Raw genomic sequence first — 23,552 nt, 5'->3', positions numbered from 1 at the left:
ACATCTCACTAAAACACAATTCGGGTTTGCCAGAGAATTATAAATATTCCCCTTCCACCTCTAGCCATGTAAATCATAATATAATCTTATTTTAGTAGTATGGAGTTGTTGCCTCTACTGTTTCGCCGACTTTGGAGTTGCACTTTACCGACCACATCTTCTCCTTTGCAAATTATAAAACCGGCCAGGATATCTTGGCCGGTTTTATACATCAGTTATAGACTTTTTCGCTCATTTCATCTAGTTGTTTTGCTCAGCACAAAGATGAAGTTTTAAAATTTCTTTAATTTTCGCACATTATTGGCTATTCATTTAATGGCTTGGCTTCTTCCGAGGTTTGATGACACGAATGACGAAATTCATTGGGATTCAAATTCGTATGTTTCTTGAACATTCGTGAAAAATGGGAGAAATTAGAATATCCGATATGGGATGCAACGGCACTGATGGGCATATCGGTCTTCGTGAGAAGTTTTTGAGCAAGACTCATCCGTTCTTGAAACATATACTCCGATACGGACATTCCAGTTTCTTTTTTAAAAATACGAGTCAAATAATCAGGATTTAAAAAAACATGATTGGCAATCTCTTCACGGGATAGGTCCTCTGAGATATGAAGCTTGATAAATTGGATTACTCTTTGCACCACGCTCTGGCTCTGCTCAAGAGAACGTACATATTCCTTTGCCATATTTACAATATGTTTCAACCATTCAAGCAAATTGGTCACGGAGCGGGATGCATTTGTAGCTAACTCCTGAGAGTGGGAATCTCCAAAAAGTTGATGCGCTTGGATTCCTTTTGAATGAAGGACAAAATGCAACATCTGTTGAAAATCCAAATATAATCGATTCAAAAGATCAGCATTTAAACTTTCCTTCTCGAACCCGTTTATATACTGCAATACTTCAATCAGTACCTCATCAAACGCGCCCTCCATTAACATAACCGACCACAGATCTATATTGGCAGACTTATATATGGAGGGATGGGCTTGAGGGCTAGAGAGCAAGAAAACTTTATTGTTGTAAGCAACATTGTTTTTTTCCATTTCATTGAGTTTATTTACCATTCCTAACATCTCATGACCATGAACTCTTTCTCCAACATAACAGGAAATATCACAATAAAAATATTGGCTGCATTCCTTAATATAATGCTGAAATGCTTCTTCCACATCCAATAAAAAATTTTGTTTGGCTTCCACTGATAATATGGCAAGCATTCTTCTGTTATTCAACTCAATGATCAAACCATCATGGCTAGGTCCAAGCAGGATTTCTTCTGCAGAATTTCTGAGTCCATACTCCAGTATTTTTTCCTCTCGCAGACTTAAAGGCTTGTGCCATCTCTGAATGCTTATAAGAATAGGTATAAAAAACTTCTCTTCAATGTAGGGAATATTTCGGTCTGCCGCAGCGCGACTTACGGATTTCGAGTTTGATGGGACTGTTTGATTCAGTATATCCTGCCAGAAGCGTTCGATTAGCATCGGTCGATGTTGAAACCAGAGTCGTCCTAACTGGCTGTATTGGACAATTTCTGATTCCTTAATGATCTTACCTTTCGCTTTTTCTATCACTTTTTCGAGCTTTTCAAAAGGCACTGGCTTTAGAATATAATCCAGACTTCCTAGCCGAAGGGCTTGCTTGGCGTATTTAAAATCAGCATGACAAGTCAGGAATATCGTTTCTGTTTTCGGATATTGTTCTCTTACCCACTCTGTCAATTCTAGCCCTGATGCCTGTGGCATTTCAATATCACAGAGCATGATATCAATGTGCTCTCTCTCAAACAGTTCCTTTGCTTGTTTGACGGTATAAGCAGTGAAGACTGCTGTAATTCCTAATTTATTCCAATCAATGCCTGAGCGAATTCCTTCTACCGCATGGATTTCATCATCAACAATTAATATTTGGTACATAAGTCATTTGGCCCACCCTTCTAACCTTCCTCCTCATAAGGAAGCTTGATTTCCACTACTGCTCCGTTCGGGTAGCCATTATAACACGATATTGAAGCTTCCTCACCGTATAAAAGTAATAATCTCTTCTTAACATTCCAGATCCCGATATGTTCTCCTTTCTCGTCTATCACTCGATTTCCCGAGCGAATATCAGCTAATACGTCATTTGAAAAGCCCTTCCCTGTATCGCGAATAACGACTTCAACATAAGGGCTTAAACCAGTTTCCTTTAAGTCTAGGCTTACAGATAAATGCAAAGGTTCCTCTAATGTAACACTATGCTTAATCGAATTTTCAAGAAAGGTTTGAATCAACAACGGAGGGATCTGTAAACTTTTCAAAAAGTCTGGACAATCTATTCTACATGTCAATTGATCAGGAAATCGCATTTCCTGAATCCGAATGTAATTTATCACATGCTGTAATTCTTCCTGCAAAGTAACAAAGGAAAGGTTGCTGCGAAACATGAAACGGAAATAATTAACTAAACACAAAGTCATTTCTTGAATAAGCTCATAATTCCTCACTTGTGCCAGGTTAAACAATATGTTTAATGAATTCATAAAAAAATGAGGATTGACCTGAAGTTGAAGGTGCTGTAGCTCCGCCTTCTGCTTGCTCAATTGCTCTTCATAGACATTGATTTTTAATTCCTCTATTTGCGATATCATCTTATCAAAGGTTTGATTTACCATGATAAACTCATCTGGAGCACCGTAGTTCTCTATTCTAACATTAACATGCCCTTTATTGATTTTATTCATGACTGAAATCAGACGTTTAATTGGAACTAATACTGCCCGATGGAGAAATAATAAACTCAGTGGTAATAAAGCTATGGATGCGAATGATATCCATTCAATCAAATAAGTTATCTTTGGCAAGTTTTGCAGAATCTGTTCATTTGGAATAATGGCGACCAGACTGAATTTACCCACCTGAGAAGGTTTACCCACAACCAACCAATTTTTCTTGCTTCCAGTTAAATAATATTGTTGAAATCCTCTTGAAAGATCAACCTGATCATCCTGAAGGAAATTGGCACTAACCAAAGGATCCCCTTGAGAATTAACGAGCAGCGCATGACCATTAGCTCCTAAATTAATCAAATTCATAGGACCTAGGAGGGTCTGCGCATTTACCCAAGCTCCTATATAAAGGTTACCTGATTTTATGGTACGAAGAATATAGTACGTGTTCCCGATTTTTTTAACATACCAGTTATGAGATGCCTGTTCGGAAGAATTTGCAAGCTGATTTAAATGCTGTACAAGATTTTTTTCAACCTGCATTCTTTCTGAGTAGGCAATAGAAGACTGGAAACCATCAAGTAAATCTTGACGTTCATGATTAAATACGAAAAAAGCATCAATTGATTCATTAAAAAGAATATTGTTTGATAAATATAACGAAACTTTGTATTTCGCAAGCTGATACTCATCTTCAGAGTTAGGCATACCCATGGACTGAATATCATAATTGGTTGTAGCCAGGCCGAGTATATTTTTCTCCACAACTTCCAATCGAGCATCAATCTCACCCATATATAAAGAAATCAAGTTTTTATTGGAGATTGCCACTTGGTTACGCACAACATTTATACTGTAATGATGGTTGTATATAAGCAGTGCTAGAAGCGGTACTGTAACGACAAATAATCCTACAACCAGCTTTAAACGAATAGAGTTCCAAGAAATATGTGGGAATCGTATGCCCATATGAAGTCCCCCTGTAATGTGAAAAATGCCAGTCAATTCTATTTATTATAGTTATTATTTTTTTTATATGACGGATTGTCAAGCCAAGTGCGACAGTTCTTCTAAAAAGGACTCGTGAGCAGTCTTCCAGCCCAAACATTTTCATGGTCTGTGGTTGATTGTACGATCCGTCACATAAAAAAAACCAGAGACACATCGCTTGCTGCGATGTGCCTCTGCTGAAGCCTTATAACCGACATAAATTCACTCAAGTGTGAAACCATGCGACATTTATTTTCTTTTGTTGCTATCTCGAATCAGAGCGTAAGACCGCCGTCGGCCACAATTATGGACCCCGTCATATAACTTGAGCCATCCGAGGCCATGAAAGCAACCAGTTCAGCTAGTTCTTCAGGCTCTGCATAACGCCCAATCCGCATATTCGGGAATTCTTCTGGTACATAACCGCTTTCTTGCAGTGATTGAGGAACAGCCGCTGTTAAGGTTGTAGCCACTCCCCCAGGACAGATGGCATTTATGCGAATTCCTTTTCTCACATACTCAATTGCAGCCGCTTTTGTTAAACCTGCAACTCCGTGCTTGCTTGCAGTGTAGGCAGCCAAACTGTGCTCGGCACGTATTGCAGTCGTAGATGCGGTATTGATGATATGACCGTAGCCTTGTTTCTCCATCACTTGCAGGGCATACTTCATTCCAAAGAATATCCCTTTCAGATTAACATCAATCACCCGCGAAAATTCTTCTTCCGAGATTTCATGAAAGGGTTGGAATTTTTGCAAAATACCAGCATTGTTAAATGCCACATCAATTTTCCCATAAGTTTCAATTGCTTTCTGTATATAGTTCTGAACATCCTCACTTCGGGATACGTCAGCTTGAACAAAAACGGCCTCCCCACCATTTTTACGAACAAGCTCCAGCGTTTCTTCTCCTGTAGCAGTATTGAAGTCAACCAGCACCAGCTTGGCCTTTCTTGATGCCATCAGCACTGCGCTTGCCCGGCCAATTCCGCTTCCTGCACCTGTGATGGTGATGACTTTACCCTCAAGCGAAGCATCATTTTTTCTGGAAGAAGGAGCAGCGTGGGTTTGTGGAGTTTCTTCTACTACAAACACAATTGGAGCCAAATCATTCTTAATTGCTTCTAGTGTAGAAAGGGGAATGTCCACTTGAGGAAGGGCAGCCAGCTGATCCAAAGTGAAATTGGAAGCCATCTTAAATGTTGGTTCTTTTACAAATTCAGGCAAATGTTTTTGCAGTACAGCAAACGCTTCCTCATGGTTTAATAAATTACCAATTTTAATATTTTCATTGTATGCCATTGGGCTCATCCTCCAGTAAAGTTAATATGTTTTTTTAAATGATATTTTAGCTATCATCATGATAGTAATAATATCATTTTGAGAATGAGGGTGCAACTATACCCAAAGTTATGGCCACGCAGAACACTTCCATATTGAAGAGATACTTAGATTGGAAAAGCTTCGTATCTTGCTGCAGGTTCAACTTTGCTTCGTGAGCCAGGTAAAAGTTAATCTGTGTACTTCGCTATGTTTAATACAAGCATGTTCATTGACAAGCAAGAGGCATCTTTGCTAGCATAATTGAAGCTAAATCCTGTAAGGAGGTCTTCCTCATTCAACCTAGTCAAAGACTTGAACATGAGCGCAGCAATCTGAGAATAACGCGACGTAGAAATATTATTGAAGCAGCCCAGATCGTTTTTACCCATAAAGGGTTTGAACAAGCTACGATGCAGGAAATCGCCAAGGAGGCGAGTTTGGGCGTAGCTACCATCTTCCGTTATTTCCCTAAAAAGGAGAAATTGATTGTGTCCGTAGCTTCCAGGATTGTCCAATCCGAATTTGAGGTGTTATCGGAAATTGTTAGGGGCAAAGGCAACTGTTACGACAAGCTGGACAGAATTTTCGGTGCGCTCATCTTTTTTCAGAACACAGAGCATCAACGAAACTCTAAACTTATTGAAGCATTTGAATGTTACGTTTCGATGTCAAAAGAACCTCTGGAAGATTTAGAAATCTATCAGGCACAATACAACAAACTGATCGCACTTTTCAGCGAGCTTGCCTTACTTGGAGAGCAAGACGGCTCCGTAAGGACGGACCATATGACTACCGATACCATCATTACCATGATGAACGTTTTTGGTAATTTTTCCAAGAAAATGGCCATGCTGAATGGCATTTCGGCATTTCATACCCAGGTAGAAGAGGCAGAACAGTTCAAGATCCTGAAGAAATTGTTCCTGGATCAATTAAGAGCGTAAACAACGTCTTTGTGCTTTAGATTGGCTTCAGGATATTGCGAATTCCCAGACTATGAGGACCGATGTGAGCACATATTGAACAGGACAGTGTACTTTCTCCTTTTGAGTTCATTTTTGTAAGACTGAGCTGGCTGATCGGCCTCATTTGTCTGATGGTGTGATCGCTCCAGGTCCTTCCCAACTCATGCGAAAAAGGCCAGCCAGTATTCATACTAGCTAACCTCATGAAGTAAAATTATTTTTTTCCTCACGCCTATTAAGAGAGCATTCAACGCCAATGGCTTGTCCTGTAACAAACTGTGCATCGTCAGATACTAGGAACATGACTACAGGAGCAATATCTTTTTTGGGATCACCTAATCGTTTAATCGGTTGAGGTGTCACTGCTGCGGCATATTCATCAGGGAAAGCCTTTTTCCACATCTTGGATGCCTCAGTTAATGCACCTGGTCAGATCACATTACACGTTATTTTAAATGCCCCTAGTTCAGTGGCACATACACGTGTCAATCCACGAATAGCTTCTTTTTGAGAACCATAAGCAGCAAAAGTCTCCATACCTTTAACGCCGGTTGCACTCGCAGTATTAGGTTTTTCCTGATTCTTCATTAAATTCTGCATAAGCCCTGCCTATTCCCGTCCCAGATCCTGTAACAATTGCAACTTTGTCATTTATTGAATTCTAAAATTCAACTAATATTTGCTCAGACCTCTTTATTTCAAGGAATTTGAACACTTAGATGCCACTATGATAACTCTTTGTGCCTTCTCCATATCGTGACAGAACATACCATACCATACCATACCATACCATACCATCCCTTCTTGTCCCTTGTCTTCTTAGCTTAAGGCCGAGTGACATTAGTGGTTAAATATAATTTCTGGCATTCAAATTTTTTACGAAAGATGAAAATTATCCAGTAGAATGAGCAGACCATCGGTACTTGAAGTGTTTTGCTATCTCTTCTTTAAACCTCTTTGTCTGCGATCAAACGGTAATGATCCGTTATCACTACCAATCGGCTCCCTTCTATATAAAAATCGTCTCCCGCTCTCCACGTATGGCTCTTTTTGTTCTGTCTCCGCTGGTATACATAATTGAAAGGAGATGTAGCATACGTTTTGAATCCCTTTTTTCTGCATTTCCTCAAATTGGAAGCACTCAAATAAACAAGGCAAGAATGCTTGCCCACAATATCACTCTTGGTGCGCTTTAGCTCTTTAACCTGCTCCTTCAAGTAAAACGGCGAGTAGTAGTCATCATCATCAAATTTAGCGACCAAAGAGAGTCGGTCCCTCATCATTCCAGCATTTAAACATTGCCCTAATGATATGTTTTCAGGAACTTGATATACGGTAACATGGGCAGAGCCCCTAACGCGGTTTCGGTATAACTGCAGGTTCATGCAATAATGGAAACACCATTTCTGGTCTCTTTTTTATTCAAGGGTCGCCCTCTTTTCTACTTGTTTGTCTTTCATCATATGAACAAGAATAGAATAGGGTGTGGGCTAAAAAAGAACACCTATACAATTCTCTCCTTTAGTACCATCCAAAATCTGTTTATACTGCTTTTGATGAATAAGACTACTCTTACTATTCGTTGTATCGTTATTTGTTTACATTTCCTTCTTATGCTTCCGTTTCAGCTTCTCCCATCGTAGCAATGGGGGGATCATCCCGACAATCGCAGTTAGCCAGGTAAGCAAAATCGGACGGAAACGGGCAGAGCTGCTGCTAAGTTCGCAACAGTATAGATGGCTTCTTACGGTGTGCTGAGAGACCTTAAGAGGAATATTGAAAGGATATCATTTGTAAATATAAATATTATTGTTATTATTATAAATAGAGAGATTCAGTGAAAACTGCGGTCTCTAACGATGAGTAAAGGAGTGATGATGAATGCTACACATATTAATGGTTAACTTTCCGGCAGAAGGACATGTGAACCCTACGATAGGGATTACGCAGGCTTTTGCAGCACGGGGAGATCAGGTACATTACATTACAACTGAGAAATACAAGGACAGACTCGAAGCAGTTGGAGCAACGGTTCACCTGCACCCCGATCTGATCAGGACTGCTTCCATCAACACTGCATCTCCGGACGGATTGAACGCATTTTTGAACATTCATATTCAGACTTCGCTGGACATATTGGCAATTACTCAGAAGTTATCCGAAAATATTGATTTTGACTTTGTATTCTATGATAGATTCGGAGCTGGTGAATTAGTTAGAGATTATTTGAATATCCCAGGTATTGCTTCATCACCATCCTTTTTAATTTCAAAGAATCGGATGGCTAGCAATCTCTTTAGCTCTGACGTAAAAGTGCCGTTTCAGCTTGATGAACATGCCACGACTTCACTGCATCTCATGAAAGAAAGATTCGGGGTTGCTCCCAAGCATATGGTTCAATTTATGAACAATTCAGGGGAGCTGAATGTGGTTTATACCAGCCGATATTTCCAACCGGACGGTGACCGTTTTGGTGAGGAGAACCTTTTTATCGGTCCGAGCTTCCCTGAGCGCAAAGGGGAACATTCTTTTCCTTTGGATGTATTACAAAATAACAAGGTTCTGTATATTTCGATGGGCACGGTTTTGGATCATGTTGAAGACTTTTTTAACACCTGTATTGAAGCTTTTGCCGATTTTGAAGGCATGGTTGTAATTGCAGCTGGCGAGAAAGCTGACTTTACGAAAATCAATCCGGCCCCTGAGCACTTTATTATTTCTCCTTATGTTCCCCAATTAGAGGTATTACGTCATGCAGATGTATTCATTACTCATGGTGGAATGAACAGCGTGAATGAAGGGATTCACTTCAATGTTCCCTTGGTCGTACTGCCCCAGGACAAGGATCAGCCGTTGGTCGCGCAGCGGTTAACGGAACTTCAAGCTGGCTATCGAATAACCAAAGAGCATATCAATGCACATTCGTTAAGAGAGGCCGTACATGAAGTGACATCGAACGCAGCGTATAAAAAAGGCATACAAAAAATAAATGATAGCTTCCAGCAATCCGGCGGTACAGAAGAAGCCCTCGCAAAAATTGATGCTTATCTTCAAAAAGAACTCGCGTAAATCGCGGGCTTTCATACAAAAAAGAGAAACCCTACGTCATGGAAATGACCGGGTTTCTCGACAAGTTGAGTTCCAAATTTTTTATTTTGAAATTGTTTTCACAGAAGCAGTTATTTTGTAATCGTGATTTGTTTGGATAGAGCATTATAGTTCACCTGATAGCCCGAAAGCTCGCTAATGACCCGTAATGGAACGAGCGTGTGCCCGTTAATAATAACCGGAGCTGTGATGTTCGTCGAGTAATTCCGAGAGTTGTTTAACTCGTACACTGCAAGGGTCGAATTCTTGACTTGAAGCACCACTTGTTTGCCATCGGTAAGGCGATTCATGATAATCTTTTTGGTCGCTTTATCATAGTTCACTTGGTAACCCACTCGTTCACCGATAAAGCGCAACGGGACCATCGTTACCCCATTTATTACTCGTGGTGCCTGAGCCATCATCGTAGTACGACCATCGACATAAGCCGATGTAGATCCTGGTGTCAGGGTGAATGAAGTTGAATATGAGGAAAACGCATTGTTAGAGTTTGAAGACGCTGTGCCAGAAGTCGATGTAGTTGAGCTTGTCCCGGTCGATGAACTACTGGTACCAATCGCTCTATTGCGAATAATTTCCAGCCGATCCAGAAGATCGCTTTTACGTGTCCCGCTCGGCAGATCACTGATTGCGTCCCTGGCAGAGCGCCAGTCGGAGGCATTCAGACTGTTTTCCGCAATTCGCATCAAATCTCTTGCTTTCTCATAGTTCGATGAGCTAGATGATGACGAGGAATAGCTATAACTATCTGCACGTTCTGAGATCTTTACACCGCTTGATTCCCTTCCACTTCTATTGACGCTTGTGACCCTAATCTCATACCAGCGTCCTTCACGTAAATCCGTAATTTTGTAGGATTCAGAGGATGTAGTGCCCCTATAATCACCATCAACATATATTTTCACTTTTTCGGCCTGACTCGGCATATCGTAAGTAATTTTGATCCAGGTATCACTCTTGCTATCTACTTCAAGATTGGATACTTCCGACGAATTAGAGGACGTGCTGTTCGTTGTTGCAGTCAGCCTCACACCAGAGGACAATGCACCTGTGCTTCGCTTGGACTTGATCATAAACGTATATGTCTGGCTTGCCGAAAGATTGTTGAATGTATAGGATGTTCCCGTTGAATCGGTTACCAGCTGTCCGTCCTTATACAGACTGACCGTATTGATTCCGCTGGGCCTCGTCCAGGAAACAGTAGCGCTATAGTTATTAACTGATGTCACAGAAGCTCCTGTTACTTCTGGCACTGTATCGACGGTGAGCGCTGTAGTCGTAACCGGAATACTGACCCCTCCAGATATATTGCCGGATTTGTCCACTGTTTTAACTGTTACTTTATAGTTTGTCGAAGCAATCAATCCACTGAACGTATAGGACGTCCCTGTAGTTCGCTGCACCTCTTTGTCATTTAAATAGATAATGGCTTGGCTCAGGTCAGCATCCTTCGGTAATATATAATTCACAGTAAAAGTGTTGTAGCCCACATTCGCCGCTGTCAGCCCGCTTACCTCTCCTGGTGGTGTCTTGTCCACAGGAGCATCAACGGAAGCTGTTTTAGTCTGTATTATATTACCTTGAGATTCACTCCCACTCTTACCCACTGTCTTTACTCGGAAGGTATATGTCGTATTCGGCTGTAAGCCGCTCAGTGTATAAGAGTTACTTAGAATGTTATCTACATACACGTCGTTGCTGACACCGATCACCTTTACATGGTCAAAATTGATGTCAGACGGGTTGGTCCAAGACAAATTCACCCTTGTTGTATCTAACGGGGCCGCTGTCAGATTGTTCACCTCTGCTGGTGCAATACTCAGAGCAGCGAATTGGCTCGCCACCGCATCCGTCCCTCCCCAGATACCATATCCCGTATTTAAAATCAGTGTAGCCGTTGCGAACGGAGCCATCCATTGGCGCAAACGCTTCTTATTCATGATCTATGCTCTCCTTGATAACAATATGTATTTGTCTAACCCGTAAGCAAGCTTACAAAAATCTACTGCTGCAATACACCATTGGCAATATATGGTGTGAGCAGTAGGTGTCCATTTAATAGTTATCGGAATACTTATAGGAAATGTTTAGATCGTATGATTTATGCTTGATTTCAGAATATCCGATCTAGCGGGCGCACCCTACCGTACTGGCGCACATCGTCCGGCGTTATAGCAAACAGCATATTAAGCAGCTCGATCTGAAGTCGCTCCCGCACCCACGGGATCTAACAGCACGGGTACCCCATCCACAATCATAGACTCTACGAGTTCTTCATTCAACGTACCGATGTTAAGTACAAGCGCCCCCGCAATCCGGGCCATATCTGCGACTTCCTCTTTGGCGTGTGCCATAACTGGTGAAGCGCCGAGCGCGAGCAGTCCGTTCGCTGTGAAATTAGTGACGACCATATTGGTTATATTGTGAATGAGCGGATTCGTATCCCGCATATTATGTAGCAACAACGCCATTGTATCTAACACAAAAAACAACCTTCTTTCTTCAGGAGCCTGTGAAAGACTGTTGGCTTATACATATGTATGCACTTATATCCCTACGCTGGCATTATCCAACAGGTTCACACGGTCTACGACGGTTTAGTCGTACTCTCAGACTGCTTCCACAGGCTCCCGTTATATTTTTAAAAAATCGTGTTTATTTTAATCGAAATTTAGGCGCTTATGTCCAGTATTCCTTATGTATAGAGGGCAATAATTTTTGAAATAATATTGCCCTAAGAAAAAAAATTATGCTTCTGCATACCATAAGCGTTTTTTGCTTCGGATCAAGCTCGTGTTGTCTTTCCAGCAATTGACCGAAAATGACCTCCTTAACGGCTTTTTACGAGAAGCTGAATCGCTTCCTTAACAAGTTTATCTGTATCTCCACCAGCTTCTTGCTCTTCCAATATACAACGTTGCAGATTCTCTGCCACGATTTGGGCAATCGCTTTATCTGATGCGTTGCGTACGGCAGATAACTGGCTTACTACGTCCTTGCAGGACTGTCCTTCATCCATTAAACGAAGCACCCCTCGCACCTGACCCTCAATTCTTCTCAGGCGCGTTTTCAGTTCATCACTATAATTGTAATCCATAAGGTATAGACTCCTTTTTGATTTAATCATATACATGTATAGGTATATTATAAACCAAAAAAATAATTAGGACACCCTAAATGAATAGATTTACCTTGCCCTGCGAAGCATCCCCCAGGTAGGCAGCTACTCCGGCATATTCCAAACCGTCCATCAGCTCTCCCTGTTGCAGTCCTAGCAGATCCATGGTCATAGTACAGGCCACCAGCTTGATCCCCTGCTCTTGCGCCAGCTCAATAAGCTGAGGAAGGGAAAGCGCATTATGCTTTTTCATGACATGCTTGATCATCTGCGGTCCGAGTCCTGCAAAATTCATGTTGGATAATGCAAGCTTTTGGGGTCCGCGCGGCATCATCCAACCAAAGGCTTTTTCGAGTAGTCCCTTATTCGTGCGTACGAGTTCCTCCTTACGCAGCGTATTTAGCCCCCAAAACGTAAAGAAGATGGTCACTTCATGGTCGTAAGCTGCCGCACCATTCGCGATAATAAATGCAGCGATAGCCTTATCCAGCTCCCCGCTGAATAATACGATGGTTGTTTTTTGCTGAGTATGTTCCTGATTCATCCTGTATGCTCCTTTTCACTACAACTTTCTTATTTAAACTCCTAATATGGAACTCCAAATCTTAATGGCAGTAAGAAGGATCAATACCACTAAACTGTATCGCAAAATAACTGGATTGATTTTCGCACTCCATTTGGAACCCAGAGGTGCGCCGATCAAACTCCCCAATACCGTAAAAGTAGTTACGATAACCGGAATATGGCCCGTTGATATTTTGCCAATCACACCGCCAATGGCGGAAATGAACACAATAGCGAGTGAGGATGCAATGGTCGTTCGGGTAGGAATCTTGAGCACGGTTAACATAATGGGAATTAAAATGAATGCCCCTCCTGCCCCTACGACGCCTGATACGATACCGACCAAAAAGGCGGACCCCACCGCGATCCATTTGTTAAACGTAATTTCGCTTGTGGATTGTTCGGATCTCCCTTTATTTGGTATAAGCATGAGTACGACGGCGATCATCGCCAGCACCCCGTAAATGATATTGATCACCTGTTCATCCAGAAAATGAGACACCATTCCGCCGATCAGACTTCCAAGCATAATGCTTGTGCCCATATACAAGACAAGTCCCTTATGCACAAGGGGAGGCTCGTCTTTTTTACTGCGAAAGGCTAATACCCCCGCCAATGAAGCAAAGAAGACCTGAAACATGCTAATCGTGGACACTTCTTGCGCCGAAAAATGCGCTACATCCAAGCCAGTCGGGACAAAAAGCAATAACGGATAATTGATAATGGCTCCGCCTATACCCAGCAAACCGGAAAAGAATGATCCGATCAGACCCAGAAGCACCATAACTCCATACAGAAATATATCCATCATGCACCTACTTTAGTTGTCATGTATGGCACAGCGGTTAGGCCCCATTTCCATGTCTTGTTGTTCTTCTTCCGTTGGTGTTATTTTCCCCATGCCCAATCCTCCGCTTTCCCCGCCAAATCAGGACGGCCAATGGATTGAATGAACAAAATGTCTCCGGTCAGCAGAAATTGCTGATCCACAATGAGGGATGTGCTGCCGATGGTATGACCAGGAGAGTACACTGGCTGGATGTTAATCGTTGTGTTACCAACCGTAATGGCATGGCCATCTTCCAGTTTGGCATAATCAAAAGTCAGCTCTTCAGCGTCTTTGGATGGTAGCCAGTAGGTTGCCCCTACGCTCTCTGCCAGCTTTTTGCCTCCCGAGATATGATCTGCATGTAGATGAGTGTCTATTGTATGTGTGATTTGGGCTCCTTTTTCGCGGGCAAATTGTTCGAAAACATCCGTCATCCGCAGTGTATCCACGACAGCCGCTTCTCCTTCGGAAATGATCATGTAGGAAAGACAGCCTTTGCCGATTCGAACGAATTGAAATAGTTCTCCGCCATTCTGGAGTTCAGCGACTTTGACAGGCTCCAGATATTCACTCCAGCTTTTCATCCCTCCTTGAAGGTAAAATAGTTGGGTCCGGCCGGCTGCAACCAACTGTTCTGCGACAAATATAGAAGACCCTTCCTTGGCGCAGATGACTAGTACTGGTTCATTATCCGGAATTTGCTCCAGTACATGGTCAACGTCATCCAGTAAATCGAAATACGGAAGGTTGATAATCTCAATCTGTTCGCCCTCCACCTTCCAATTGTTAAAATCACTTTCGTTACGGACATCTACGATAAAGAGATGTTCATTATTTAAAATGATTTTAGTCAATTCCTGCGCTGTCATGGCGCTGATTCCTGTTGTCGTAGTCATATGGTTTTGCTCCCCTCAGTCGCACCTGTCCATGCGGATATGCCTAAAAGCACATTTTTGACGTTTTGGGCGCCTTTGGCTGCTAATTGCTGGCAGGCCAGATCACTACGGATTCCAGTTCGGCAAATCACTACGATTTCGCCATCTACATTTAGCTCACCGAGTCTGCTTTCCAGTTCTCCAAGAGGAATGGATTTTGAGCCAGGGATACGTTTGAAAGCAAATTCCGCGGGTTCACGGACATCCAGCAACGTTATTTTCTCGTTTGCGGATAGTTTCGTCTGCAATTCTTCGTGGCTTATTGTCCATGGAAAGGTCTGTTCTTGCTTCGTTTCATCGGGATTGGATTTACGTAAATAATGCTGCATGACATCTCCCGATTGAAGAGTGCCCAAATATTGATGTCCGGTGTTTTGGGCCCAACTCTGTAAATCGGCTAATGAGCCTTTGTCCGTGGCTTGAATTTCAATAACCTGCCCGGCATTGAGCTCATTCATAGCTTTTTTCGTTTTGACAATGGGCATGGGACAAGCAAGTCCTTTACAATCCAGAATTTGATCTGCTTGGATATTAATTGATGACATTGTACATACCTCCGCTTATTTTTTTGAGGGGAATGTAATCTAATTTCTATTATACGTATACCCCTATGGGTATTAGAATAGCGAATAACATACTATTTGTCAACCTAGGCCATGCATGATCCCAGCGAGCATGAAAATGTAATAGTAATTGCTCAGACAAATAAGTCGCCTCCAGGATGGTTACGGAAGCGACTCTTATTTATTATCCAATTATGGTGTCATCGAGTTAAAATACAATCTGACATAGTTGATTTTTTGTGTTTTTGTCTGATAAGAAAATACTAGATACTGATCCAGCCCGGAAGCATTTTTGATCGTATAACTGGCTTCAGCGGTACTGGGTACGTCTTTGGAGGTATAATTCGTTTCGGTCGGCTTACCCAGTTCTTTAAAGACTTGGTTGATGAGCAGCTTTGTATAAGATGGATCGGATGATGTAATCTCCGTAACTTTATCGCTTCCATCCAATACAATTTCCGTATGATGCTTGGCATAGCTCCGCAGATGGCCAGTAGAGCCTGACTCGGATTTACCCCACAGCTCGAACAAAAGATCACTGCCCGTTCCCAAACCAAGACCCTTGGGCAAATTCGGAAGCGTCCCCTGCTTGGCTTCATTGAGTATGCTTGCTGAGAAACTGTGTTTGTTATTAGTTAGGGCATTGGATGGCGCTGCACTGCTGGCAGATGACTGACGGGCCGAAGCTGAGCCTTGCTCAGACCCCTTTCCGGTATCTTTGGAATCTGCTGCACTCTTACTATTATCGTCCGTTTGCTGAACCGCAGAATCAGTAGATGGTGCAACCGCACCTTCCGTAATTGGAGCAGTTGATTTTGCTTCTCCGCTATTACCGCATCCGGTGATGGCAGCGAAACTTATAGCCATCAAAGCGGTAGCTGTGATTAGCTTATAGGGCAGCTTTTTTGGTTCATGTGGTTGATATGAATGTTTCATCATGAGATCACTCTTTCCTTGTTTCAATGAGGTACAAACCAAGTGTAACCGAACCACATTTCCAGAATACCTCTACTTATTTCCAACTTGTAAACAAGGACATTGAGGATCATCCAACATACACTATTTGCGATCGTACGATCCTAGCTGTTGTTTAGAAAAAGGGTAGGGAGAATTACTGTTTTTCAACCATATATTCCCTTTTATTATGAATATATATACAGCAAGAGTAAAGTAGATCGTCCCCCAGATCCAGTCTGTTAGGGTCGGTGCATTGTACTTCACTATATCGTGAATGTACCAGATTCCAACTGGAACATGCAGGAATACTGCCGTAAACAAGCCAGGGTTATATAAGGTTTTTGCTTTTATATTCACAATGCCGTGCCAGACTACCTGGAAAAAGCCCATAAAAACAGGTGCGAGTCCAAGCCATATCACGTGTGGAAATAATACCGGAAGTAAATAAAACACATAGGCAATCACCACATTAATAATCATGGCTGATTGGGTGTTTAAGGGGTAGCGATCCGGGGCTTCACTTTTAAACATGACGTTGTTAAACAAACCGGCAAAATATCCAGGCCAGCGATACTCCTCAAATTGATGAAAAAGGATGGCAACAAAGCTTAACCATAGCATTCCCGTTATATCCGAAAAAATGGCTCTGTTCATAAATAAACCAAAACATACGACCACACCGATGATCGCCCCTGCGTCCTGCCAGTATTTTCTCAGAAGATTCATAGTATTCACTCCAGTCATTTATTATTTGAGCATTTTGCAAAATCCTCATTTATCAAAATATCTATCAAACAACAGGTTTAATTGTTCCTCGATTGAAGGCATTTCCACAGCCGTTCCAGATTCAAGAATCGGGCTCATTAATGCGGGAAGAAAAATAGCCCCGAATATTTGCAGCATCATCGCTAGCAATCGTTCTGGCTGTTGCTCACCAGTAAGCTCCTTGATCGTACTTTGCACCTTGGGGAATCCCATCATGTTTAAAAACCTTCCGTATTCCTGTTGGGATGCGAAGGGCGTGCTGCCCATGACAATGACGCGTGAGAGAAGCTCCGGGTATTGCCGAATGACCTGTAAATAATCAAACAAAAATTGTTTCAGTCGATCTTGGGGTGGGATCGCTGTATGGTCCAAAATAGAAAAGGTGTGCTGAAATCCACTTAATATCACCTCAATGGCTTCACTGAGCAGATTTTCCTTAGAGCCAAAATAGTAATTAACCAGAGAAATATTGGTGGTCGACAGGTCGGCAATTTTCCTGATTGTAACGGCCTCGAAGCCTTCCTTTTTAATGAATTCAAGCGCAGCGTGTAATATTTTTTCCTTGGTTTGTTGTTTTTTGTCTGCATGATTCATGGTTATCCTCCTCTTAACTAGTCCATTCAAAGTAGATTGAATAGGCCAGAATTATAAAACTAAAACAATATTTTAAACATAGTTTAAATTTATGTTTGAACTCAGTTTAGCACTTTATATTTTGCAATACAAGCGCAGTTTGATATTTAGCATATACAAAAACCCGCAAACGAATAAGATCGCTTGCGGGTTGCTTTAATCGAGATTGAGAATAGGTTTAAATCGCCCAATTTCCTTTGCGGAACACAGCCTCTGTACTGCCGTCTTGTAGCTCGCCGTCAATATCCAGCTCAGCCGAGCCGATCATAAAGTCAACATGGGTCAGGCTGACATTGGCACCGTTCTGGAGCTGCTCTTCCCGGTTCATTTGTGTTCCTTTTTCGAGGTTAAACGGATACGCACTGCCGAGCGCCAAGTGACAGGAGGCATTTTCATCAATCCCTGTGTTGTAAAAGATCCGATTGAGATTGGAAATCGGTGAATCGTGCGGCACCAGCGCAACTTCACCCAAATAGCTGGCCCCTTCATCCGTAGCCAACAAATTCGTCAAATGCTGCTCACCGGATTCTGCTGTATATTTGGTAACTTTGCCATCCTTAAAGGTAAATGTGATGCGATCCACCAGCTGTCCGTTCAAATTTAACGGCATCGTGCTGGTGACATAACCATTTACACCTGTACGTTTAGGCATTGTGAACACTTCTTCTGTCGGCATATTAGCCACGGTATAAATTCCTTGGGCGTTTTCACCACCGCCTCCGCGCCAAATGTGTCTTTCGGCCAGTTCGATTCTCAAATCTGTTCCGGGTGCGCGATAGTGTAGACTTTTATAGTTTTTATGATTCAGCTTATTTTGTAGCTGTTTGAGATTATTTAGATGGCCCTGCCAATTTTGAATAGGATCAGAGCCGTCTACACGATTCATTTGGAAGATTGTATCCCACATGACTCGAATGCGGTCCTTCTCTGCTACATCGGCAAATACTTTATCGGCCCAAGCCTTCGTCGGTGCTTTAATCAAACACCAGCTAATCTTAGCATTCCGCGTATAGTGAGCATAGCCTTCTCTCGCCGTAGCCGCCGCCTTTGTCGCACGAGAAACGTGTTGCGGATCAATGCCTTGGTACAGATCAGGGTTCGGCACCTTAATCGTTAGCGTGGCTCCACCCTCTTCGGCGAATTTCTCCATCATTTCTGCCTTCCAAGCTGGATAGTAATCAAAGCTGGCTTCGTCACCATGCTCAAAACGGCTGCGCGTAATCTGATCGTCCTCGAACTCCACCTGCACATATTTGGCCCCTGCTTCATAGGCTTTGCTAACAATCAGCCGCGTAAATTCGACGGTTTCCAGTGGTGCAGTGACCAAAAACACCTGTCCGGGCTGGATGTTGACCCCTACTTTTACGACAAGCTCTGCATATTGCTCCAGCAATGCTTCAAATGAACTCATTTTCCCACGCTCCTGTTCCGCATTTCATGATATTTACAATCTACAATTACAGTACAGACTGCTTCTCCAGTTCACGCAGCTCCACTCTTCTTATCTTACCCGAGCTGGTTTTGGGAAGCTCCTGAATAAACTCTATTTTTCGTGGATACTTGTAAGGTGCTGTCGATGCTTTTACATGATGTTGCAGTTCCTTCACCAACTCCGGTGATCCTTCTACTCCGGCTTTGAGTACAACGTAGGCTTTTACAATATGTCCCCGGATTTCGTCAGGACTGGCTACGGCAGCACACTCCTGTACAGAGTCATGCTTCATGAGCGCTTCCTCCACTTCGAAGGGACCGATGGTATAACCGGAGCTAATAATGATGTCGTCACCGCGTCCTTCAAACCAGAAGTATCCATCCTCGTCCTTGCGCGCCCGGTCTCCTGTAACAAAATAGTCTCCATGGACACTGACCCCTTTGCGCTCTGGATCCAGGTAATACGTATGGAATAATGCCGGCAGATCAGCACGCACTGCAATATCGCCCACTTGGCCCGGAGCCAGCGGAACACCGTCCTCGTCTACGATCTCAACCAGTCCTGGCGCAATGGATTTTCCCATTGAACCTGTGCGCAAAGGTGCGTCCTTCAAATTACCGATAATCAAAGTGCTTTCCGTCTGGCCGTAACCGTCACGAATCGTAATGTTGAACTGATCCTGAAACTTGTTAATGACCTCCTGATTAAGAGGTTCTCCCGCAGAAACTGCGCTGCGCAATTGGGACAGATCATATTGATCCAGACCGTCTGCTTTCGCCATAATCCGGTATTCCGTCGGGGTACAGCACAACACTTGAATTCCGTACTGCTGCATGAGCTGTAAATATCGACCCGGACGAAACGAACCATGATATACGAATCCAGTCGCTCCATTGCCCAGTACGGATAAAAACGGACTCCAAATCCATTTTTGCCAGCCTGGCGCAGCTGTAGCCCATACCGTATCCGAGGCTTGGATATCCAGCCATGGGGATGTAATTCGCAGATGGGCATATCCCCAGCCGTGGCTATGTACGACACCCTTTGGGTTTCCTGTGGTCCCGGAGGTATAGGCCAGAATTGCCATGTCATCCCGGTGTGTTTTCACAGCTTCAAAGGTATCTTCCTGTCCTGCCATCAGCTCATTCAGCGCCAGCCAACCGGGTTCGGCTACCGTGTCGTCGCTGGAAACCGCGATACGGTAATCTAGGGAAGGCAAATCCCCGTCTACTTTGTTCACCTCACCAGTAACTCCGGTCCAAGCAATCACCCCGCGCGCTTCCGAATGGCGAAGTCGATAGGCAATATCCTTGGCCCGCAGCATTTCGGAAGAAGGAATGACGGCAAGTCCCAGCTTTAAGCATGCCAGGTAAATCACATACGCAATAATGCGACGTGGTACTATGACCAGAACCCGGTCTCCTTTGTTAAATCCCAGCCCTGCGAGCCCTCCTGCCAGTCGATTAGCCTTTTTGAGCAGCTCACCATAGGTAATTTCCTCGTAGTCTCCTGTTTCGCTTAACCACTTGATTGCTGCTTTGCCAGCGTCATGGTGCTCCATTTCCGCAGTCATATTGTAATATTCAGGCGCAAGCCATTGCTGTTGATCTGTCAAATTGTACATTCCCCTTTATACATAAGATGAAAGCTACGATATAATCTTATTATAACACGTCCTAGTACCAGGTTCTAAATCCAGAATTATTTTTTTGGAAAAACAAAGTCCGTAGAAGCGAACGACAAAAAGAAAGAGCCTGGTTTCAGACTCCTTCTCTCTGCTGCTATAGAGCTTTTAAAACTGAAGCTCCACTAATGTAGAAGCCACTTCTTGTCCGTTTACCAGCAGTATAATACGGTGTGCGCCCGGATAATGTCGGCGGGTCGTCAGTTCTGCAAAACGGTGTGTCCGCATACCTGCAAGACGAGTTCCTCCGGGAACGGTTTTGTCGGAAAGCAGAAATAATTTACGCGAGACTTGTCCTCTTGCCTTTACAAAGTCGATGCCATATTGGATGCGAACTCGCACCGGGTCTCCTTCCCGAAGTTGAAGCGCGTAGCTCAGCTCACAGCTATCCCCGAGCTTCAACACAGCCGGATCGGCGGTAAAAGATGCTTCCGTGACTAACGGGGACTCGTTCGTTTCTTCGGCATAGCCAAACAGCGCCATTACCTCGGGGCTGGACTTGCGAATCAGAGATCTACAGCCGTGACGTACGATCCAGTCGGTGTCGGGATGCGAGCCTTTCCAGCGTTGAGCTGTTGCAATGACCGTTTCGGGATGGTCCTTGGCGATGTCGTTCAGGTTGTTGGCTACACTTTTACGTACATACAGTGAGGGATCGGCTTTCAACAGCTCCAGCAAGGCCAATACCGGAGCAGGATCGCGCTTAAATATAGGTAACGCTTGCCCCCACGGCAGCCGTGGACGACAGCCTTCGCTGGCAAGACGGCGAACGTGCTCGCTCGGGTGCCCCGCCCAGACCGTCATCTGGCGCATCATTCGTTCCGGTTCACGCAGCAGGAAGGGTCTCACGGCAAACTCCGCAGATGACTTCCGGGTGAAACGCTCCAGTGCTTCCATGGAAAGCGTCCAGTGTTCTTCTCCCTGTCCATACACCTCCACAAAATCCGGAAAGAATAGGTACGGGAAACCCCTGCAATGCTCGTCAATGGCAAAAAGGATAGCCAAGGCATCTTCATAACGACTTGGCAAGAACGTTCCCAATGTTAGCGAAATCCGACGCATCCGGGCTTTTAGCTCCAGCTCATTCCACGTCTGGTCCATGACTTGATGGATAAATCCCTGGGTATCAAATGAGCTATACGCCGTTTGTACTCTTTCACCGAACAGGCGAAGAAAATCCTCTGTGTACATATTTTTTAAAGGTTCAGCCATCTTGTATCTCCTTTTGTGTCTGAATATAAACGATAGATTCATACCTTCGTCTATGATAACCATAAACGACGCTCCAACACCAGCACCAAAATGATCTGCCTCGACGTGGCGAAGCTAGGCATACTAAAAATGCCAGGCCCTGTGATAAGGACCTGACATTTTGCATGCGTGGCTTATGAATTGCGGGGAAGCACTCCCAGGGTGAAAAGTTTCTCATTCAGTTCTTGGGTGGTCTTATTTATTGAGAGTCACTTCGTTCCGAGACAGAGGCAAACCAGAGTTGCTTTTGATCCGGAGTCAGCGCAATAACGGTTTCTGGAACGCCCACTGCTTCAGCCTCTGGAGGTACGGTTACAGGTAAAGATTGCTTGCCCGGACCCGGGCCGTTCCCATTCGGGGGCGTGTCCGGTAAAAATCCCCCTTTGCGCAGCTCGTTCACGCTATCCTTGACCGCTTGTACAATTCGCCCAATATCTTCCTCCGTATGGGCAGTGGACAAGAAACAGTTTCGTCCCTCCCAGATATAAATGCCTTTTTCCAGCATGTGATAAAAGAACAATTCCAGATCGCCTTTGAGTACAAAGCGAAACAGGGAGCCAAAGTGAACGACCTTCATAGGTACGTGTTCGTCCGTGAAATAGCTGTTTAGCTCCGCTGCTAACGCCGAGGTGCGGCTGTTCAGGCGATTTTGCAGCTGCTCGCCGTTGCTCTCCAAATGATCCAGCACCGCTAAGGATGCAGCCATTGCCAGCGGATGATGGCAGAAGGTTCCCGCGACAAAGGTCCGCTGTTGCTCATGCTGTGGATAGGAATCGTCCCCGAAGCTCCACGTACCTCCGTCGATCCCGTCCATAAAGGCGGCTTTCCCGGCCACGATGCCGATCGGCATCCCGCCGCCAATGATTTTACCGTAAGTCACAAGGTCGGCTTGCACACCAAACCAGGCTTGTGCCCCTCCCGGCTGAATCCGGAAGCCTGTAATGACCTCATCAAAAATGAAGGCAGTACCGGACTGCTCCGTCATCCGGCGAATGTCCTGCAAAAAGGCTTGAGGCTGAAAATCTGGTCGGCGGCTTTGCACCGGCTCCACAACAACCGCGGCCAGCTCATGCGCATGGGTGCGGATGTAATCCAGAGAATCGTCCGCTCCATAATGAAGCACGACGATATCGTCCACCATATGCTGCAGGATACCTGGAGCGAGAGGTGTCGAATGCTCCTTGTTGTCACCCGCGCTCCCCAGTGCCAGCACGCCGTCAAATGTACCATGATACGAGCCAGCAAAAAGGACGACTTTAGCCCGTCCCGTGGCAGCACGCGCCAAACGGAGCGCGACCATGACGGCCTCCGTGCCAGAATTGTACAGCGCAATCCGTTCCACGCCGGTCATCTTGCAAATTTTCTCGGCGACTTGCCCAGCCATGTTGGACATCGGGCCGACACACATGCCGTTTTTCAGTTCTTCCTCCATTTTTTCTCGGATAAAGGCCGGATTGTGCCCAAACAAATTCACGCCAAAGCCCATCGTCAAATCGACATATTCATTGCCGTCCAGATCCCAAATTTTAGACCCGTCTGCACGCTGAGATACAATTTGGTACACCATTTCCTTCAAAACAGGCCGGAAACCAGCCACATTACGGTTATTGGCGTATACAGAGCGGTACTGTTGGGTGTACTGTTTGGTGCTACGTGTACGAGCCGTGTAGCGTTCAATCAGCTCTTGCAGATGTTGTTCCTGACGGAGCGAAAGCAATTCA

The 23,552-nt window shown here is 44.1% G+C and carries 16 protein-coding genes, 5 pseudogenes and 1 riboswitch; of the genes and pseudogenes, 2 read left to right on the top strand and 19 right to left on the bottom strand.

Annotation, left to right across the window (positions count from 1 at the left end; translation table 11 throughout):
* Positions 1-304 precede the first annotated feature (304 nt).
* The 3 genes and pseudogenes from ACIFO6_RS19745 to ACIFO6_RS19735 form a co-directional block, all read right to left on the bottom strand.
* On the bottom strand, positions 305-1,924 hold the full coding sequence (locus ACIFO6_RS19745; RefSeq protein WP_430043118.1) for a response regulator transcription factor: 1,620 nt from the start codon (positions 1,922-1,924) through the stop codon (positions 305-307).
* A 20-nt stretch (positions 1,925-1,944) separates the two neighbouring features.
* Positions 1,945-3,684, bottom strand: coding sequence for a sensor histidine kinase (locus ACIFO6_RS19740; RefSeq protein WP_430043115.1), 1,740 nt, complete (start codon positions 3,682-3,684; stop codon positions 1,945-1,947).
* 296 nt (positions 3,685-3,980) lie between these two features.
* A pseudogene (locus tag ACIFO6_RS19735) lies at positions 3,981-4,724 on the bottom strand (SDR family NAD(P)-dependent oxidoreductase); the annotation flags it as partial.
* Positions 4,725-5,272: 548 nt separating this feature from the next.
* Between ACIFO6_RS19735 and ACIFO6_RS19730 the strand changes: the two are divergent.
* Positions 5,273-5,971 (top strand): TetR/AcrR family transcriptional regulator, encoded by a 699-nt coding sequence (locus ACIFO6_RS19730; RefSeq protein WP_430043162.1) that lies wholly within the window; start codon positions 5,273-5,275, stop codon positions 5,969-5,971.
* Positions 5,972-6,193: 222 nt separating this feature from the next.
* Here ACIFO6_RS19730 and ACIFO6_RS19725 read toward each other — a convergent pair.
* Together ACIFO6_RS19725 and ACIFO6_RS19720 are read right to left on the bottom strand one after the other, a co-directional pair.
* Positions 6,194-6,580 (bottom strand): annotated as a pseudogene (locus ACIFO6_RS19725) (SDR family NAD(P)-dependent oxidoreductase).
* A 359-nt stretch (positions 6,581-6,939) separates the two neighbouring features.
* Positions 6,940-7,254, bottom strand: coding sequence for a hypothetical protein (locus ACIFO6_RS19720; RefSeq protein ID WP_430043113.1), 315 nt, complete (start codon positions 7,252-7,254; stop codon positions 6,940-6,942).
* 619 nt (positions 7,255-7,873) lie between these two features.
* Here ACIFO6_RS19720 and ACIFO6_RS19715 point away from each other — a divergent pair.
* Positions 7,874-9,061 (top strand): macrolide family glycosyltransferase, encoded by a 1,188-nt coding sequence (locus ACIFO6_RS19715; protein WP_430043110.1) that lies wholly within the window; start codon positions 7,874-7,876, stop codon positions 9,059-9,061.
* A gap of 110 nt (positions 9,062-9,171) precedes the next feature.
* On the opposite strand, the gene ACIFO6_RS19710 is transcribed toward ACIFO6_RS19715, so the two are convergent.
* The 14 genes and pseudogenes from ACIFO6_RS19710 to ACIFO6_RS19645 form a co-directional block, all read right to left on the bottom strand.
* Positions 9,172-11,040 (bottom strand): fibronectin type III domain-containing protein, encoded by a 1,869-nt coding sequence (locus ACIFO6_RS19710; protein WP_430043108.1) that lies wholly within the window; start codon positions 11,038-11,040, stop codon positions 9,172-9,174.
* Between the two features lie 255 nt (positions 11,041-11,295).
* Positions 11,296-11,571, bottom strand: a pseudogene (locus tag ACIFO6_RS19705) (hydroxyethylthiazole kinase); the annotation flags it as partial.
* 63 nt (positions 11,572-11,634) lie between these two features.
* Positions 11,635-11,744, bottom strand: a riboswitch (TPP riboswitch).
* A gap of 186 nt (positions 11,745-11,930) precedes the next feature.
* Positions 11,931-12,197 carry a metal-sensitive transcriptional regulator gene (locus ACIFO6_RS19700; RefSeq protein WP_044645886.1) on the bottom strand — a complete coding sequence of 89 codons (267 nt, stop codon included), beginning with the start codon at positions 12,195-12,197 and terminating at the stop codon, positions 11,931-11,933.
* 76 nt (positions 12,198-12,273) lie between these two features.
* Entirely contained in the window at positions 12,274-12,762 is a 489-nt protein-coding gene (locus ACIFO6_RS19695; RefSeq protein WP_430043106.1) for a DsrE/DsrF/DrsH-like family protein, read from the bottom strand.
* Positions 12,763-12,795: 33 nt separating this feature from the next.
* Positions 12,796-13,590, bottom strand: coding sequence for a sulfite exporter TauE/SafE family protein (locus ACIFO6_RS19690; protein WP_430043159.1), 795 nt, complete (start codon positions 13,588-13,590; stop codon positions 12,796-12,798).
* A gap of 95 nt (positions 13,591-13,685) precedes the next feature.
* A pseudogene (locus tag ACIFO6_RS19685) lies at positions 13,686-14,507 on the bottom strand (MBL fold metallo-hydrolase); the annotation flags it as partial.
* A complete protein-coding gene (locus ACIFO6_RS19680; protein WP_430043104.1) occupies positions 14,504-15,091 on the bottom strand; it encodes a sulfurtransferase TusA family protein in 588 nt (195 codons plus the stop codon). The gene ACIFO6_RS19680 and the pseudogene ACIFO6_RS19685, both read right to left, overlap by 4 nt.
* Before the next feature lie 210 nt (positions 15,092-15,301).
* A complete protein-coding gene (locus ACIFO6_RS19675) occupies positions 15,302-16,045 on the bottom strand; it encodes a DUF4309 domain-containing protein (RefSeq protein ID WP_430043157.1) in 744 nt (247 codons plus the stop codon).
* A gap of 123 nt (positions 16,046-16,168) precedes the next feature.
* Positions 16,169-16,792 (bottom strand): HXXEE domain-containing protein, encoded by a 624-nt coding sequence (locus ACIFO6_RS19670; protein WP_430043102.1) that lies wholly within the window; start codon positions 16,790-16,792, stop codon positions 16,169-16,171.
* Positions 16,793-16,837: 45 nt separating this feature from the next.
* Positions 16,838-17,425, bottom strand: a complete 588-nt coding sequence (locus tag ACIFO6_RS19665) for a TetR/AcrR family transcriptional regulator (protein ID WP_430043100.1) — start codon at positions 17,423-17,425, stop codon at positions 16,838-16,840.
* Positions 17,426-17,642: 217 nt separating this feature from the next.
* A complete protein-coding gene (locus tag ACIFO6_RS19660; RefSeq protein ID WP_430043098.1) occupies positions 17,643-18,875 on the bottom strand; it encodes an aminopeptidase in 1,233 nt (410 codons plus the stop codon).
* Positions 18,876-18,921: 46 nt separating this feature from the next.
* Entirely contained in the window at positions 18,922-20,511 is a 1,590-nt protein-coding gene (locus ACIFO6_RS19655) for an acyl-CoA synthetase (protein ID WP_430043095.1), read from the bottom strand.
* Positions 20,512-20,688: 177 nt separating this feature from the next.
* Entirely contained in the window at positions 20,689-21,792 is a 1,104-nt protein-coding gene (locus ACIFO6_RS19650; protein WP_430043093.1) for a hypothetical protein, read from the bottom strand.
* A 244-nt stretch (positions 21,793-22,036) separates the two neighbouring features.
* Positions 22,037-23,552: pseudogene (locus ACIFO6_RS19645) on the bottom strand (aspartate aminotransferase family protein); the annotation flags it as partial.

Source organism: Paenibacillus sp. NRS-1781, assembly GCF_050467745.1.
Classification (GTDB): domain Bacteria; phylum Bacillota; class Bacilli; order Paenibacillales; family Paenibacillaceae; genus Paenibacillus; species Paenibacillus terrae_A.
This window is presented reverse-complemented; position numbering and strand designations above follow the sequence as displayed.